The organism is Brevibacterium sp. GP-SGM9 (assembly GCF_047300845.1).
In the GTDB taxonomy this organism is placed as follows: domain Bacteria; phylum Actinomycetota; class Actinomycetes; order Actinomycetales; family Brevibacteriaceae; genus Brevibacterium.
Genome location: NZ_CP178563.1, coordinates 3,187,166 through 3,201,985, shown reverse-complemented (window position 1 = coordinate 3,201,985; position 14,820 = coordinate 3,187,166). Strand labels below are relative to the sequence as shown.

General features: G+C 65.9%; 17 protein-coding genes. 6 read left to right on the top strand and 11 right to left on the bottom strand.

Annotated features, from left to right (window positions below):
- The first annotated feature begins 174 nt into the window (after positions 1–174).
- Entirely contained in the window at positions 175–1,497 is a 1,323-nt protein-coding gene (locus ACH82I_RS14345; protein ID WP_413336770.1) for an amino acid permease, read from the top strand.
- Here ACH82I_RS14345 and ACH82I_RS14340 read toward each other — a convergent pair.
- The 3 genes from ACH82I_RS14340 to ACH82I_RS14330 form a co-directional block, all read right to left on the bottom strand.
- Positions 1,463–2,197, bottom strand: coding sequence for a hypothetical protein (locus tag ACH82I_RS14340; protein WP_413333560.1), 735 nt, complete (start codon positions 2,195–2,197; stop codon positions 1,463–1,465). The two genes, ACH82I_RS14345 and ACH82I_RS14340, sit on opposite strands and share 35 nt — an antisense overlap.
- A gap of 129 nt (positions 2,198–2,326) precedes the next feature.
- A complete protein-coding gene (locus tag ACH82I_RS14335) occupies positions 2,327–2,716 on the bottom strand; it encodes a hypothetical protein (protein WP_413333558.1) in 390 nt (129 codons plus the stop codon).
- Positions 2,717–2,857: 141 nt separating this feature from the next.
- Entirely contained in the window at positions 2,858–3,340 is a 483-nt protein-coding gene (locus ACH82I_RS14330) for a CarD family transcriptional regulator (protein ID WP_230744528.1), read from the bottom strand.
- 470 nt (positions 3,341–3,810) lie between these two features.
- On the opposite strand from ACH82I_RS14330, the gene ACH82I_RS14325 reads away from it, so the two are divergent.
- Positions 3,811–4,416, top strand: coding sequence for a hypothetical protein (locus tag ACH82I_RS14325; protein ID WP_413333556.1), 606 nt, complete (start codon positions 3,811–3,813; stop codon positions 4,414–4,416).
- Between the two features lie 149 nt (positions 4,417–4,565).
- On the opposite strand, the gene ACH82I_RS14320 is transcribed toward ACH82I_RS14325, so the two are convergent.
- Positions 4,566–5,249: a response regulator transcription factor gene (locus ACH82I_RS14320; protein ID WP_230744525.1), complete on the bottom strand. Its 684-nt coding sequence runs from the start codon at positions 5,247–5,249 to the stop codon at positions 4,566–4,568.
- Positions 5,246–6,682, bottom strand: coding sequence for a sensor histidine kinase (locus ACH82I_RS14315; RefSeq protein WP_413333554.1), 1,437 nt, complete (start codon positions 6,680–6,682; stop codon positions 5,246–5,248). The genes ACH82I_RS14320 and ACH82I_RS14315 overlap by 4 nt, the downstream gene beginning before the upstream one ends.
- A gap of 179 nt (positions 6,683–6,861) precedes the next feature.
- Here ACH82I_RS14315 and phoU point away from each other — a divergent pair, with 179 nt between their 5' ends.
- Positions 6,862–7,524 (top strand): phosphate signaling complex protein PhoU, encoded by a 663-nt coding sequence (gene phoU / locus ACH82I_RS14310; protein WP_230744523.1) that lies wholly within the window; start codon positions 6,862–6,864, stop codon positions 7,522–7,524.
- A 63-nt stretch (positions 7,525–7,587) separates the two neighbouring features.
- On the opposite strand, the gene ACH82I_RS14305 is transcribed toward phoU, so the two are convergent.
- On the bottom strand, positions 7,588–8,541 hold the full coding sequence (locus ACH82I_RS14305) for an EamA family transporter (protein WP_230744522.1): 954 nt from the start codon (positions 8,539–8,541) through the stop codon (positions 7,588–7,590).
- A gap of 72 nt (positions 8,542–8,613) precedes the next feature.
- Here ACH82I_RS14305 and ACH82I_RS14300 point away from each other — a divergent pair, with 72 nt between their 5' ends.
- On the top strand, positions 8,614–9,525 hold the full coding sequence (locus tag ACH82I_RS14300; RefSeq protein ID WP_413333551.1) for a LysR family transcriptional regulator: 912 nt from the start codon (positions 8,614–8,616) through the stop codon (positions 9,523–9,525).
- 3 nt (positions 9,526–9,528) lie between these two features.
- On the opposite strand, the gene ACH82I_RS14295 is transcribed toward ACH82I_RS14300, so the two are convergent.
- Complete coding sequence (locus ACH82I_RS14295) at positions 9,529–10,272, bottom strand: phosphoglyceromutase (protein ID WP_230744520.1); 744 nt, start codon at positions 10,270–10,272, stop codon at positions 9,529–9,531.
- A gap of 104 nt (positions 10,273–10,376) precedes the next feature.
- On the opposite strand from ACH82I_RS14295, the gene ACH82I_RS14290 reads away from it, so the two are divergent.
- Positions 10,377–11,414 carry a bile acid:sodium symporter family protein gene (locus ACH82I_RS14290; RefSeq protein WP_230744519.1) on the top strand — a complete coding sequence of 346 codons (1,038 nt, stop codon included), beginning with the start codon at positions 10,377–10,379 and terminating at the stop codon, positions 11,412–11,414.
- Between the two features lie 77 nt (positions 11,415–11,491).
- On the opposite strand, the gene ACH82I_RS14285 is transcribed toward ACH82I_RS14290, so the two are convergent.
- Positions 11,492–11,680, bottom strand: coding sequence for a hypothetical protein (locus ACH82I_RS14285; protein WP_413333549.1), 189 nt, complete (start codon positions 11,678–11,680; stop codon positions 11,492–11,494).
- Here ACH82I_RS14285 and ACH82I_RS14280 point away from each other — a divergent pair.
- The gene (locus ACH82I_RS14280; protein WP_413333547.1) at positions 11,670–11,987 is read left to right on the top strand and encodes a GNAT family N-acetyltransferase; all 318 of its coding nucleotides are present in this window, start codon (positions 11,670–11,672) and stop codon (positions 11,985–11,987) included. The genes ACH82I_RS14285 and ACH82I_RS14280 overlap by 11 nt on opposite strands.
- A 108-nt stretch (positions 11,988–12,095) precedes the next feature.
- Here ACH82I_RS14280 and ACH82I_RS14275 read toward each other — a convergent pair whose 3' ends face one another.
- The 3 genes from ACH82I_RS14275 to ACH82I_RS14265 form a co-directional block, all read right to left on the bottom strand.
- Positions 12,096–12,482, bottom strand: coding sequence for an iron chaperone (locus ACH82I_RS14275; RefSeq protein ID WP_413333546.1), 387 nt, complete (start codon positions 12,480–12,482; stop codon positions 12,096–12,098).
- On the bottom strand, positions 12,479–13,159 hold the full coding sequence (locus ACH82I_RS14270) for a YbjN domain-containing protein (protein ID WP_413333544.1): 681 nt from the start codon (positions 13,157–13,159) through the stop codon (positions 12,479–12,481). Before ACH82I_RS14270 ends, ACH82I_RS14275 begins: the two co-directional genes overlap by 4 nt.
- A 117-nt stretch (positions 13,160–13,276) precedes the next feature.
- The gene (locus tag ACH82I_RS14265) at positions 13,277–14,812 is read right to left on the bottom strand and encodes a glycosyltransferase (protein ID WP_413333542.1); all 1,536 of its coding nucleotides are present in this window, start codon (positions 14,810–14,812) and stop codon (positions 13,277–13,279) included.
- Positions 14,813–14,820 lie beyond the last annotated feature (8 nt).

Genomic DNA, 14,820 nt, shown 5'->3' with positions numbered 1-14,820 from the left:
CTCCATCCCTTGGCCGGCGCCTCGCACCCGGTGGCGCGGATTCCGACGCCGCGCGGTTAGACTGCTCTGGTGCCTGATACACCGTCTCCGCAGCCGCCCGTGCCCTCCGATTCCGATGCTTCGGCCCCGAGTTCACCGAGCCCGGTGACGGGGGCCACCGGACTCAAGGTGGGGATGAAGCCCCGCCACCTGGTGATGATGAGTCTCGGTTCGGCGATCGGCGCCGGACTCTTCGTCGGTTCCGGCGCCGGAGTCCAGGCTGCCGGTCCCGCGGTGCTCGTCTCCTATGTCGTCGCCGGGCTGATCGTCATCTTCGTCATGCGAGCCCTCGGCGAACTGGTCGCTGCCGACCCGAATCCGGGGGCTTTCTCCCACTATGCCGGTCGGGCCATGGGCCCGGCCGCGGCCTTCGCCGTCGGCGCCCTGTGGTGGGTGCAGCTGTGCCTCGTCGTCGCGGCCGAGGCCACCGCGGCGGCGCAGATCGCCGCCAGCTACGTGCCGTCGATCCCGCAGTGGGTCATCGCCTTGGCGATCATGATCGTCTTCACCGCCATCAACCTCACCACCTCGGGCAGCTTCGGAGAGTTCGAGTTCTGGTTCTCTCTGCTCAAGGTCGCCTTCGTCGTGGTCTTCCTCGTCCTCGGTGCCGCCTATCTCTTCGGATGGACGCCGGCGACTCCGCCGACGGAGGTCTTCTCCGACGGGTTCATGCCCACCGGAATCCCCGGCATCGCGGCCGGCCTGCTCGTCGTGGCCTTCGCCTTCGGCGGCATCGAGATCGTCGCGGTCGCCGCGGCCGAGACCGCGAACCCCGAACGCAGCGTCACCCAGGCGATCAAGACGATCGTGTGGCGGATCCTGTTCCTCTACATCGGTTCGGTCGCGATCATCGTCCTCGTCCTCGACTGGAAGGACGACCGCCTCGGCGAGTCCCCATTCGTCGCCGTCCTCGACACCGCGGGGCTGCCGTTCGTCGCCTCCCTGCTCGCCGCCGTCATCGTCATCGCGCTGCTGTCATCGATGAACGCGAACATCTACGGCGCCTCCCGCATGGCGTTCTCGATGTCGCAGCGGTCGATGCTGCCCAAGGGCTTGGCCAAGACCACGAAGCGCGGCGTTCCGGCGGCCGCGGTCCTGGCCACCTCGGCGTTCGGGTTCGTGGCCGTGGCACTCAACTACTTCTGGGCCGCCGAGGTGCTCGGGGTCCTGCTCAACGTCGTCGGGTCGACGCTCATCGTCACATGGGTCGCCACACTGGTCTCCCAGATCATCCTGCGTCGCCGCGCCGAGGCGAGCGGTCATCGTCTGCCGCTGAAGATGTGGGGCTACCCGTGGCTGTCCTACCTCACCTTGGCCGGGATCGCCGTGATCATCATCCTCGGGCTGACCGTCGAGTCCGTGCGGATCCAGATCATCGGCACGCTCGTCTTCACGGCAGCGCTGTATGCGATCGGTCTCGTGGTCACTCGCAGGCGGGCCCGCGGCGCAGCGGTCTGATCCGCTCCGTGCCGCTGCGGCGCTTCGCAGCGAGCGCGCGAACCAAGGACTCCAAGGCGGAGGCCGCTGTGGCCGGCCTGTCCCCGGATGCCGCTCGTCCTGCGAGCTGCCGCGCCCACCCTTCGAGCATCGCCAGGGTCTGCCCTTCGTGCCGCGCGAAATGACGTCCCGCATATTCGGTGACGTCGAGCGGAACGATCCTCTCCACGGCCTCGATGATCACTCGTGCCAGCGGTGTCGAGCGCGGTGCGCACAGACCGGTCGCGGCGCGAACGGCCTCGCTGGCCGCTGCGCTCGGCCTCCGCAGGTGTGATTTCAGCTCTGCCCAACTGCCATCCCGGATGCTCAGCTCTGCCACGAAGGGGATGAAGACCGCTGGGGTTCGGATGAGTGCGGGCAGCGGCACCGGCAGGACGAGAGAGCCGAGCGCCCGCGACAGCCTGCGCACAGCGGCGCCAGGTCCGCCGCCGAGGGATCCGAGCTTGCCGGCGAGGAGAAATCGCGGTGCCCCGGCCGGAGCCCAGTACCTCACCTCTCGCCCGGTTGTGGCTGCCGCTCCGTCGAGCCCTTCTGCACTGCGCAGGTCTTCGCTGCGCCCGTCTTCGCTACGCCGGTCTTCGCTGCGCCCATCTTCACCGGGGTCGAGACGCTCGGACAGGAACGCCGGACCGAAGACGACAACCTCGGCGCCGGGGAACAATTCGCGCGTACGGTCGAGGTCACCCTCGACCTGGCTCGTCGTCGCTATGAACGTCGGTGCCAGCTCATTGATCGCCGAGGCGACCGCCCCGTCCAGATCTCCCGGCCGAGTCGTAAGGACGACGAGATCCTACCGTACGCGCATTCGCGACCGAGTGGTGGCTTCATGTCGATCATCGTCGAGGAGTGTGTCCCAGCCGGTGACGGTGACCCGCCTCGTGCTCACCACATCGCTGACCGTCCATCCAGTACCAGGACCGTTGACCTTCGGCAGACCGCCCGCGGTTGCGACCTCAGGGATCGCTGCGAGGGACTCTCTTCTGCCACGGTCAGTGCCTGAGCGCCACTGTGGTCCCGCCGAACGCGCCTGCCCCGGATCGAGCCAGCCGATCCGCCGCGGATAGGCCGCCTGCGGGCGCGGGATCGAGGCTCGGGTGGCAACCGCCACCTCATGTCGATCGGTGAAGAGAGCAGCGCCGGCGATGCTGATGGCACCGGCTCCCTGGAAGAGAATTCTCATATGACTCCGTCGTCAATCCTGTCGCTCGCGTCGGCCGGACTACGGCTCGTTCGCGTACGAAAAACTCCTCGGGAGTCGCGACCACGATTGTGGTGGCGACTGCCGAGGAGCTGGATGCTCAGATGCCGTGTGACCGATGGCTCAGGACGCGAGGACTTCGTCCAGCAGCGCCTCGGCTTCAGATTCCTCTTTCTTCTCGGCAAGTGCGAGTTCGGAGACGAGGATCTGGCGGGCTTTCGACAACATGCGCTTCTCGCCGGTCGACAGGCCACGGTCCTGCTCGCGACGCCACAGGTCACGAACCACTTCGGCGACCTTGATCACGTCACCGGACTGCAGCTTCTCAAGGTTCGCCTTGTATCGGCGGGACCAGTTGGTCGGCTCTTCGACGAATTCGGCTCGGAGAACATTGAAGACCTTCTCAACGCCTTCTTCTCCGACGACGTCCCTCACGCCCACGAGATCGCAGTTGTCAGCGGGAACTTCGATCACTAGATCACCATGGGCGACCTGGAGCTTGAGATACAGTTTCTCCTCACCTTTTATGGTTCGCTTCTTGATTTCTTGGATTGTCGCTGCACCGTGATGTGGATAGACAACAGTGTCGCCGACCTGGAAACTCATATTCTCTTCAAACCCCTTTCGCGGACTTCCAGTTTACCATGAGGCGCGCCACAGAAATCGTTCAGGTAGCGGAATCTTCGTGCTAGGCTCCGCACCTCGGGCCCGAGCTGACGGTCGAATTGAAGGTCGAAACAGGCGTCAGATCCACGGTTGAATCAGCAGTCAGATCGACGGTCGAATCTGCGTTCAGATCAGCGGTCGATCCGAAAGTCGAATCAGCGGTCGAATCAGCAGTCAGATCAACCGTCAGTTCAGCAGTCGATTCAAAGGGCGTCTCGGGCACGGGACGGGATCATCACCGACGGATCTGCGAAGTCTGCCGCGAGGCCCGCGCCCGGGTCCGCAGAAGCTCGCGCCCGCCCCGGCAGAAGCTCGCGCCTGGTCCCGCAGAAGCCCACCCTCAGTTCTACAGCGGGTCAAAAACCAGGTAGTATTCAGACTGATCGTGTATTGCCACTTCAAGGAGCACAATGAAACGGCACAACCGCGCGGCTCTCGCAGTTGCCGCACTCGCTCTCGTTATCCCCGTCAGCGGATGTGCAAGCCTGCTGTCGCCGCATCAGACGGCCGACTACCACTACAACGCCGGTGATGGCGCTTGGGGAACAGTCGGTGACGTCGAGGTTCGCGGTCTCATGATGATCATGGACAAGTCCGGCGACGGACCTGCGCAGCTGTTCTTCACTCTCATCAACAAGGGCGATTCGTCCGCTTCGGTGACGATCGACGTCGCCGGCGAGACCGTGAGTGAGACCGTCGACGCCGGTAAGACCTTCGTCCAGGATCCTGAGAGCCAGGCTTCCTCGACCGAGAAGCCGATCGAGCTGAAGAACCTCGATGCCAAGCCCGGCGATCTCATCGATGTCACCGTCAGCGTTGGCGGCGAAGAGAAGACCATCGAGGCCCAGGTGCTCTCGGACGCCCTGCCGTACTACGAGAACTACGTCCCCACCGAGTCGCCTTCCGAGGTGCCCAGCGATGACGCCACCTCAACCGAGCAGGCCGCTGATCCGACCGAGCCGGCCGGCGATTCCACCGAACCTGCGGATGACTCGACCGCTGCCGCCGAAGGCTGAGACCGCCGAAAGCTGAAACACCCACACTGAAGGAGCCGCACACATTTCGTGTGCGGCTCCTTCAGTGTCTCTGGTCTGATTGCCCTCGTCCCTGATCGCGCCCGACCTCGGGTCGGCTTGTACCCTGTATCTGCCGCCCCGAGCCCGGGTCAGGCCTCGAACTTGTACCCGAGGCCGCGGACCGTGGTCAGCAGACGCGGCTCCGAGGGATTCTGCTCGACCTTTGCGCGCAGCCTCTTGACGTGGACGTCGAGGGTCTTGGTATCCCCCACGTAGTCTTCGCCCCAGATCCGGTCGATGAGCTGGCCGCGGGTCATCACGCGCCCGGAGTTGCGGACGAGGATCTCGAGCAGTTCGAACTCCTTGAGCGGCATCGACAGCTCTTCGCCGCGGACGGAGACCACGTGGCGTTCCACATCGATGCGGACACCGCCGGCTTCGAGGACCGATTCGTCATCGTAGCTCTCGGACTCAACATTGCGACGCAGCACCGCCCGCACACGCGCCAGCAGCTCACGTGAGGAGTACGGCTTGGTCACATAGTCATCGGCGCCGAGCTCCAGCCCGACCACCTTGTCGATCTCCGAGTCCTTGGCCGTGAGCATGATGATCGGCACATTCGACTTCGACCGCAGTTCACGGCAGACTTCCGTGCCCGAGACTCCGGGCAGCATGAGATCGAGCAGGACCAGATCGGCACCATTGCGGTCGAATTCCGCGAGAGCCTTCACACCGTCCTCGGCGACCGTCACCTCGTACCCTTCCTTCCCGAGCAGGTAGGACAGTGGGTCCGAGAACGAGTCCTCGTCCTCGACAAGAAGAATTCGAGTCACGTCGTGAGTTTCCTTTGTTCGCTTCCGGTTGACAGATCCTGGGGCTCCGCGGTCTCCTCGGCCGCGTCGCCGTCTTCTTCATTATCACCGAGATCGTCCTCGGATGCGCTGCGAACATCATCGTTGCGATCAGCAGCATGGTCATCGACGTCGACATCATTGTCGTTGACGTCATCGTCCGCCGAGGCGGTCCCGGGCGACCGCTGCCCCGCCGGGATCTCATCGTCGACGGCGGCATCGGCATCGGCATCGGCGGAGTGTTCGATGAGCACTCCCGCGGGCGCCTCGGAACTCGCCTCGTATTCGGACGCACCGCCGGCCAGCGGCAGTACGATCGTGAAGGTCGAGCCTTTGCCCAGCTGACTCCAGACCCGCACCTCTCCGCCGTGGGTGGCGATGATGTGCTTGACGATGCTCAGCCCCAGTCCGGTGCCTCCGGTGATCCGGGAGCGGGCCGGATCCACTCGGTAGAAGCGTTCGAAGACGCGCTCGGTGTCCTGTGTCGAGAGTCCGATGCCCTGGTCGGCCACCGAGATCTCGACACGTTCGTCGACGAGGTCGACGCCGACGCCGACGCGGGTGCCGTCGGGTGAGTAGTTGATGGCGTTGTCGATGAGGTTGCGCACCGCATTGACCAATAGTTCGTAGTTGCCCTCGATGAGCATGTCCGTCGGGGGCGAGACCTCGATGTGGATGTTCTTGCCCTCCGCCCGCGTGCGGGCACGGTCGGCGGCATCGTCGACCACCTCGGCGGCGGAGATCTTCTCTGTGGTCGCCGGTGCCGCATGGTCCTGCACCCGGGAGAGATCGATGATCTCCTGCACCAGCTGGGTCAGCCGCTTCGACTCGCGCTGCATGCGACCGCCGAATCGTTCGACGGCGTCGGGATCGTCGGAGAAGTCGGTGACCGCCTCGGCGAGCAGGGCCATCGCCCCGATCGGTGTTTTGAGCTCATGGGAGACGTTGGCGACGAAGTCGCGGCGAACGGCATCGACGCGTTTGGACTCGGTTTGGTCGTCGCAGAGGACGAGGACGAAGGAGGTGCCCAGGGGCGCGATCCGGGCGTGGAGGAAGCGGAGGATCGAATCGGATCCCTCCCGCTTCTGCTCGAGATCGATCTCTTCGATCAGGCCCCGGGCGCGAACCCGGCCGACCATCGACAGCATCTGCGGGGAGGCCAGTGAGTGGCCTCTGACCAGGCCGAAGGTATAGGCGGCCGGGGAGGCCTTGACGACATCGTCGCCGGCATCGATGACGATCGCGGCGGACGAGAGAACGGCGAGCACCTCGGCGATGCCTTCGGGAAGATCGTCCTCGGAATGCAGATCGGCAGCATCACGGGAGCGTTCGCTGAAACGAAACGCCAAAATGCCCGCTATGCCCAGTCCCAGCCCGACGATGCCGGTCAGGACCGCTACAATCAAGAGATCCACGACCTCAAGCTTATGCGCAGTCACCTTGCCGGACCTACCGAATTCACCTCGGACCGGGAGTTTTGCCGAGGAATTCACCTCCGCGAAAGATGGCATTCATGCGCCGGTGCGAAGCTGTGGTCAGTGTGCCCGCACGTGGGCACTTCCCGCTCACCCATGAGATTAAGGAACCGCTGTCAATGCGCGAAGTCTTCAGAAACGAACTGGACGAACTGGCCACGCAGCTGGTCGACATGTCAACAAAGGTGCTCGAGGCCATCCAGGTTGCCAATCAGTCCCTGCGCAACAATGACCTGGATTCGGCCGAGAAGGTCATCGAGGCCGACGCCACCATCGACAACATGCAGTACGCCCTCGACCAGCAGGCAGCCGAGATGCTCGCCCTGCAGGCCCCCGTCGCCGCCGATCTGCGAGCCGTCATCGGTTCGCTGCGGATGTCGGCCTCCCTCGAGCGGATGGGCGACCTGGCCCGCCACATCGCCCAGCAGGTGCGGATCCGCTACCCCGAGTCCGCGATCCCCGAGCCCTTCGCGGACACCTTCACCCGGATGGGCGAATCAGGAGAGAAGATCGCCGAGGCGACGCAGAGCCTGCTCTCGAACCCCGGCCTGTCCGCGGTGCCCACGATCAATGCGATCGACGAGGAGCTCGACGAACTGCACCTGAGCGTCTTCGCCAAGCTCGCCGAGGCTCCTGCCGGCAGCCTCGCCCCGCGCCACATCGCCGATGTCACACTGCTCTCGCGTTACTACGAGCGTTTCGGCGATCACGCCGTGTCGGTGTCCCAGAAGGTCGAATACCTGCTCACCGGCAACTGGGAGCCCTACCTGTCGAAGAAGTGATTCCGCTCCTCGCGGGACTGCCCGGCATCTGCCGGGCGGTCTCCGTGAGGAATCGAGTTGAGCTCACCGGCCCGACGTCGCAGCTGCGACGTCGGGCCTTTCGCTGACCACGACCTTGCGTCGTCTCCTGCGTGCTCCCCCGCGGAGGCTGCGGGCGATCGTCTTCAGCACCCCGGTCGTGACGGCGACGCCGAAGAGCAGGAGCACCCCGCCGATGAGTTCGGGCATGGTGGGCCGGTCACCGAGGACGAGCCACGCCGAGAGCACTCCGACCACGGGCACCAGCAGGGAGAACGGCGCCACCTGCGAGGCGGGGAATCGGGCGAGCAGCGAGTTCCAGATGACGTAGCCCACGAGCGAGGCCAACCCGGCGGTGTAGACGATCGAGGCGACGACGCCCCAGGTGGGATGCGTGATCGCATGGGCCACCTCGGCAGGGCCGTTGATCACTGTGGCGAGGGCGAGCATCGGGATGGGGACGACGATCGCCGACCACACGGTCATCTGCACTCCGTTCGTGCCTTCCTTGACGCCGCGGGCGATGACGTTGCCGATGGCCCAGGACAGGGCGGCGCCGAGGGCCACGACGAAGGCGAGGACCGAGACATCGGCCTGCAGGCTCGCCCCGATCACGCACAGGCCGGCGAGACCGATGAGGATGCCGATGACCTGGCGGCGGGCCGGGATCTCGCGCAGGGCGAGGGCCGCGACGAGGACGGTGAAAGCCGCTTGGATCTGAATGACGATCGAGGTCAGCCCGGGTGGCAGACCGAGATACATGGACGTGTAGAGCAGGCCGAATTGTCCGGCAGACATGAAGACGCCGATGAGGAGGATGCGGCCGAAGGAGCCGCGCGGGAACTTCACGAAGAAGATCGCCGGCAGGACGACGAAGGTGAAGCGGGCGGCGACGAGGAGCAGCGGCGGCCAATCGCGCAGGCCGAAGTCGATGAAGATGAAGTTGACGCCCCAGAGGACGACGACGAGCAGAGCGAGCATGTAGTGAACGGGCCTCATAGACTCAAGCGTCCCAGCTTTGCGATCAAAATTCTATTGAACAAAACTCAGTGGTTTCGTTAAAATTATTTGATGATCGACATACTCGCTCTGCGCACGCTCGTCGCCTTGGACTCGGCCGGTTCGGTGACGGCGACGGCCGATGCTCTCGGGTACACCTCGGCGGCGATCAGCCATCAGCTGCAGAAGCTCTCCCGGCACCTCGGAGCACCCGTGACGGAGCGGACCGGGCGGGGAATCGCCCTGACTCCGATGGGGCGCGAGCTCAGCCGCCGCGGGGCCGAGCTGCTCCAAGATCTCGAGAGCCTCGAGACCGAGGCCCGTGCCAGGTCGGGGGAACCGCGCGGGCGGATCACGGTGGGCGGATTCTCCACAGGGATCCGCGGAGTCCTCGTGCCCTCGCTGCCGCGGCTCAAGAGCACCGCACCGGAGCTGACGATCACGAACATCGAGGAGGAGCCCGCTGAGCTCATCGACATGGTCACGGCCGGACGGATCGACGCCTCGCTGATCTTCGACTGGAGGGAGTCCTCGCCGCTGCTGAAGTCGAGCCTGAATTCCGAGCTCATCGCCGTCGACCGGGCGGACATCGTCATGCATCGCGATCACCATCTGGCAGGGCGGGAGCAGGTGACCCGCGAGGACCTCCTCGGCGAGGTGTTCGTCTCGGCCCCGCGCAACGGCGTGTGCCATCGCTGGCTGACAGCGCTGTTCGAGTCGCTCAACGCCGAACCGCGGATCGAGTACTGGGCGATGGAGTACGACACCCAGATCGAGTTCGTCAGGGCGGTGGGGGCGCTGGCGCTGGTGCCCAGGCTGGGTCGGCCGCACCTGCCCGATGACGTCACCGTCGTCGAACTCGACGACCCGAGCATCGCCCGCTGGATCTATCTCGTGTGGCGGGCGTCGATGAGTGCGTCCCCGGCGATCGCCCTCCTGCTTGAGGAGATGAGGACGATCGCCGAGGCGGGTGCCGCCGACTGAGTCTCAGCGTCCCTGGTTGGCAACCTGGCCGATCGCGGCCTCGGCGGCTGCCGGATCGAGGTAGGTGCCGCCGGGCTTGACCGGGGTGAAGTCCTCGGTGAGCTCGTAGTGCAGAGGGATGCCGGTCGGAATGTTCAGGCCGGTGATATCGGCATCGGAGATCCCGTCGAGGTGCTTGACCAGGGCACGCAGGGAGTTGCCGTGGGCGGCCACGAGCACGGTGCGGCCGACAGTGAGTTCGGGGACGAGTACGTCGTACCAGTAGGGCAGAAGACGGTCGATGACATCCGCGAGGCATTCGGTGCGCGGAAGCGAGTCGCCGAGGTTGGCGTAGCGGGCTTCGCCGGCCTGGGAGAACTCGGAGCTGTCGGTGAGCGCCGGAGGCGGGGTGTCGAAGGAGCGGCGCCAGGTCATGAACTGCTCTTCGCCGAACTCCTCGCGGATCTCCTTCTTGTCCTTGCCCTGCAGGGCGCCGTAGTGGCGTTCGTTCAGCCGCCAGCTGCGGTGCACGTCGAGCCAGGAGAGGTCAGCGGCCTCGAGCGCGATGTTTGCGGTGAGGATGGCTCGCTTGAGGCGTGAGGTGTGAACGACGTCGGGGATGAGGTCGGCCTCGCGCAGGAGTTCGCCGGCGCGTTTGCCCTCGGCTCGCCCTTTGTCCGTCAGGGGCACGTCGACCCAGCCGGTGAACAGGTTCTTCTGGTTCCATTCGCTCTCGCCGTGGCGCAGCAGGATGAGGTTATAGGTCATGGCAGTATTTTCGCACGACCGCCTCGGCGAGCGCAGGACCGGACCGCTTCTCAGTATTCGGGTCGCCGTCTCGGATCCCAGGACGGTCAGGGTAGCCTGATCCCATGTCCGAAACTTCACCGTCGAAGGCGGCTGCACCGACCGCAGACCGCAACTCGATCATCGCCGTCACCGCTCTGCCGCTCCTCGTCGTCATCGCCGGGGTCCTCGGGTTCCTCACACCCGAGACCTTCACTCCCCTGGCGCCCACGATCACCTGGGCGCTCGGCGTGGTCATGTTCTTCATGGGACTGACCCTGACTCTGCCGGACTTCGCGCGGATCGCGAAGAAGCCGTGGATCGCCGCCCTCGGCGTGGTCACGCAGTTCATCGCGATGCCGCTGCTCGGTCTCTTCGTCGTCACCGTCTTCGGACTGCCCGCCGAGATCGCCGTCGGCGTCATCCTCGTCGGCTGCGCCCCGGGCGGAACCGCATCGAACGTCGTGACCTATCTGGCCAAGGGCGACACCGCCCTGTCCGTGTCGATCACGACGCTCTCGACCCTGCTGGCGCCGGTTCTCACACCGCTGCTCACCCTGTGGCTGGCCGGCTCGTACATGGAGGTCCCGTTCTGGTCGATGTTCATCTCGATCTGCCAGACCGTGCTGCTGCCCGTCATCGTCGGCGTCATCGTCCGGCTGGTGGCCTCGAAGTTCGTCGACAGCATCTCCGCGATCCTGCCCTGGCTGGCGTCGATCGCCATCGCCTACATCGTCTCGATCGTCGTCGCCGGATCCGCCGGGTCGATCGCCACCGCAGGCATCCTCGTCCTGCTGGCCGTCATCACCCACAATGTGCTCGGCCTGGGCATCGGCTACGCCGTGGCCGCGGCCTGCCGACTCGACACCCCGACGAGGCGGGCTCTGTCCTTCGAGGTCGGACTTCAGAACTCGGGCCTGGCGTCGACCCTGGCCACGACCTACTTCTCTCCGCTGGCGGCGCTGCCCGGAGCGGTCTTCAGCGTCTGGCACAACGTCTCCGGAGCGCTCCTGGCTTCGATCTTCGCTCGACGGCCGTATGGCCATCCGCCCGTCGACCTGGCCGCCGGCGAGCCGACCGCCGATGACGAGCGCCGCGCCGAGACACCGGCGACCGAGCGGTGAACGGGACCGGCGGATCGCCTCTGCCCGGTCCTGCCGGCGGGTTCTACGAGTTCGCTCCGTCGGTTCTGGAGCTGGCTTCACGTCAGTTTCTCATCCGGCGTGCCGTGGAGTCCGATCTGCCGAGTCTCGTCGCACTCCTGCAGGATGATGTCCTCGGTGCACACCGCGAAGGAGCGGGTGCGGCTTCGGGCGAGGGTGAGCTTTCGCCCGAGGACTTCGAGCCCTATCGGCGCGCCTTCGATCTCATCGACGCCGATGCGAACCAACCTCGTCACGATCGAGGACGAGCCGTCCGGGGTCGTGGTCGGCACCCTTCAGCTCAGTCTGCTTCCTAGCCTCTCGCGCCGGGGCTCGACCCGACTGCAGATCGAGGCGGTGAGAATCGGCCGGGAGGCTCGGGGCATCGGACTGGGCACCGCGGTCTTCGAGTGGGCGCACGAGTGCGGGCGACGCTTCGGGGCGACGCTGGCACAGCTGACGACCGACAGGTCACGCCATGATGCGCAGTGCTTCTACTCACGGCTCGGCTACACCGCCAGTCATGAAGGACTCAAGCTCGACCTCGGCGAGTGACCGGTCCGGTTCGCGGGCGCATATGTTTCGCGGGCCTGCCACGTCCCCGGCCCGCGCCCCCGACCCGCCGTACCCCGCGCCACGGCCCGCACGGCAGTCCCTGTCAGCTCACATCCACTTCACGCCGTCGACCTCGAATTCCCGGATCCGGTAGGCGATCATCTCGGTCAACAGCTTGGCGGGGATCGCGCGATCGTAGTACAGCTTGATCGAACCCTTCCCTGTCTCGAAGTCGGTGAGCCGATCAGCGAAGGCTTCCTTGGTGCTCGGCGTGAAGACGAAGTTCGCATGCTTCGAGTATCCGGCGAAGGCGAAGAGGATCGTGTAGAGGAAGTAGGACGGATTGCCCCATTTCAGTCCCTCGCCCGCGGTGGGAGCGCCCGCTCGGCTGAGATCGCGCAGCCGGCGGAGGAAGTCCCGCTTCTCTGCATCTTCGAAGGTCTCGATGTACTCATCGACGTTGCCGGGTCTGCTGAGATCGATCCGCTTGATCATGCGGGACCTTGCTTGTCAGTCTTCGACCCGGGATTCTCAGTCTTCGACCCGGGATTCTCAGTCTTCGACCCGGCCGCCTCGGCGATCCCCGCGGTCGACTCTGTCGAGCCTGCCGACTCCGGGGGCTCCGGGGACTCCGGGAACTCCGGGGACTGCTCCGACTCTGCTCCGAGGAACTCATTGTCGGGTCCGCTGAGCACGTCTTCGAAGGCAGCGAGGTTCCGGGTGGACTCCCCGCGGCTGATCCGCCAGGCCCACTCCTTCTTCATCCCGGTCAGGAAACCGATGAGCAGGAGTTCGTTGAACGCGGAGTCGGCGGTCGCCAACATCGCACCGAGCAGAACGTCGAGTTCCTCGAGGAGCCGCTCACGCGGGATACTCGCCCGCAGATACACATCGCCGAGGCTGTCGATGGCGAAGGTCACCGGCCCCGGTCTGAGATTCTTCAGCAGCAGCCAGCGATTGAACTCGGCGGCGTTCTCATCCGGGTGGCGGATGACGAAGGCCTGCAGGTGCGCGGTGCGGGCGAAGACGCTGATCGCCACGTTGGTCTTGAGCTTCTTCTCCCCTGGCAGGGTGACGACGATCTCGGATTCCTCCACGGAATCGACGTCGACCCCGTTCTCCTCAGCCCAGCTGCGGACTCCGGTGAGAATCGCCTCGGTGTCGGTGCTCATTGTCTCTGTCCTTCCCTTGCCGATCGTCAACTGCCGGTTCGCTCACCGGCTTCGATCACTCGTCCGGTCACCGGTTCCGGTCACCCGTCCGGCCACCAGCTTCGCTCACTCGTCCGGTCATCCGCCGCAGGACGAGACCTCGGCGGGCTCCGCGGCACCGGCGCCCACGCTGACCGGCACCGCCTGGTCATCGTCGATCCCGAGCGCGCCGAGCACGACCTGCACGGTGACCGACCAGTCGAAGCGTGCCGAACGTGCGGTGGCATGCGCGGACAGCTCCGCCCTCAGCGCGTCGTCGAGGAGCAGCCGTTCGAGCGCCATCGCCCAGTGCCGCGGATTGTGGTCGGCGATGAGAACGCCTGAGAAGTCGTGTTCGACGACCTCGGGCAGGCCGCCCACCGCCGAGGCGATCGCCGGCAGCCCCGAGGCTGCGGCCTCGACGGCAACGAGACCGAAGGATTCGCTGCGGGAGGGCACGAGCAGCACATCGGCGGCGCGGTAGTAGTCGACGAGTTCCCCGGCGGGAACCGGTCGTCTGACCTCGACGCTGGGTTCGGCCGCGATCGCCGAGGCGAGTTCGCGCAGATAGGCCGAAGAGGCGCAGGCCGGAGCAGCGGATCTCTCAACCGCCGCATCCTTCGTCGTTCCCGGCTGCGTTCCCGATGCCTCGTCCCTCGTCGTCCCCGGCTTCGCGGCCGTCGCCCTTCCCGTCGCCGTGCCCGGAGCCGGACTCGACTCTCCACCGGAGACCGCGCCGAGGAGGATCCCTCGTGTGCGGGAGGCCAGCCGCGGGTTGTTCTCCCGCAGCCCGGCCAAGGCGTCGACGACGATATCGGTGCCTTTGATGAACTGCATGCGGCCGACGTAGAGCACGATGGATTCCTCGGCGTCGAAGCCGAGTCTGCTCCGTGCCGCCGCCCGGTCGCCGGGGGTGTAGAGATCATGGTCCACCCCGGGTCGGGCGATGACGACCGCGTCCGGGTCCGCGCCGAGTTCGTGGATGAGATCGCGTCGTTCGGCCGGGGTGTTGGCGACGATGAGGTCCGCCGCCGAGGCGATCGCCTCCTCGGCGCGCAGCCGCTGGGGTCGCTCGTGGCTGGTCTCCGAATCACGGTTCTTGACCGCGCCGATCGTGTGCATGCTCACGACGATCCGCGGGGCCGTCGTGCCGTCCTCGGAGGTTCGGTACCGCTGGGCCCGCAGCGCCGCCTCGGCGGAGATCCAGTAGTGCGCCCAGATCAGGTCAGCACCGGTGAACCCGGGTTCGGCCAGCAGCAGGACGGAGAGTTCGTCGATCGCGTCGGCGAGCTCGTCCTTGCTGCCCGCCGCGATCGGCAGCTGATGAAGGGTGATGTTCTCGGCGATGTGCAGGGTCGCCGACGCGGGCTCGGAAGATCCGAACGCACGAGAACCACCAGCGGCGCGGGCGGTACGAGAGGCACCGGCGACACCGGCGGTGTCAGCAGCGCTCGACGCAGCCTCTGTCCCGCATCCGTCGATGCCGCCGGGGTCGGCAGTGTAGACGTCGACGATGTGGCCCTGCTCGGCGAGGGCGCGCACCGATTGGTCGACGTAGACGTTCATTCCTCCCGCGTCGCCCTGACCCGGTTGGGCCGCGGGCGAGGTGTGGAGGGAGAGGATGGAGATGCGCACGATGACAG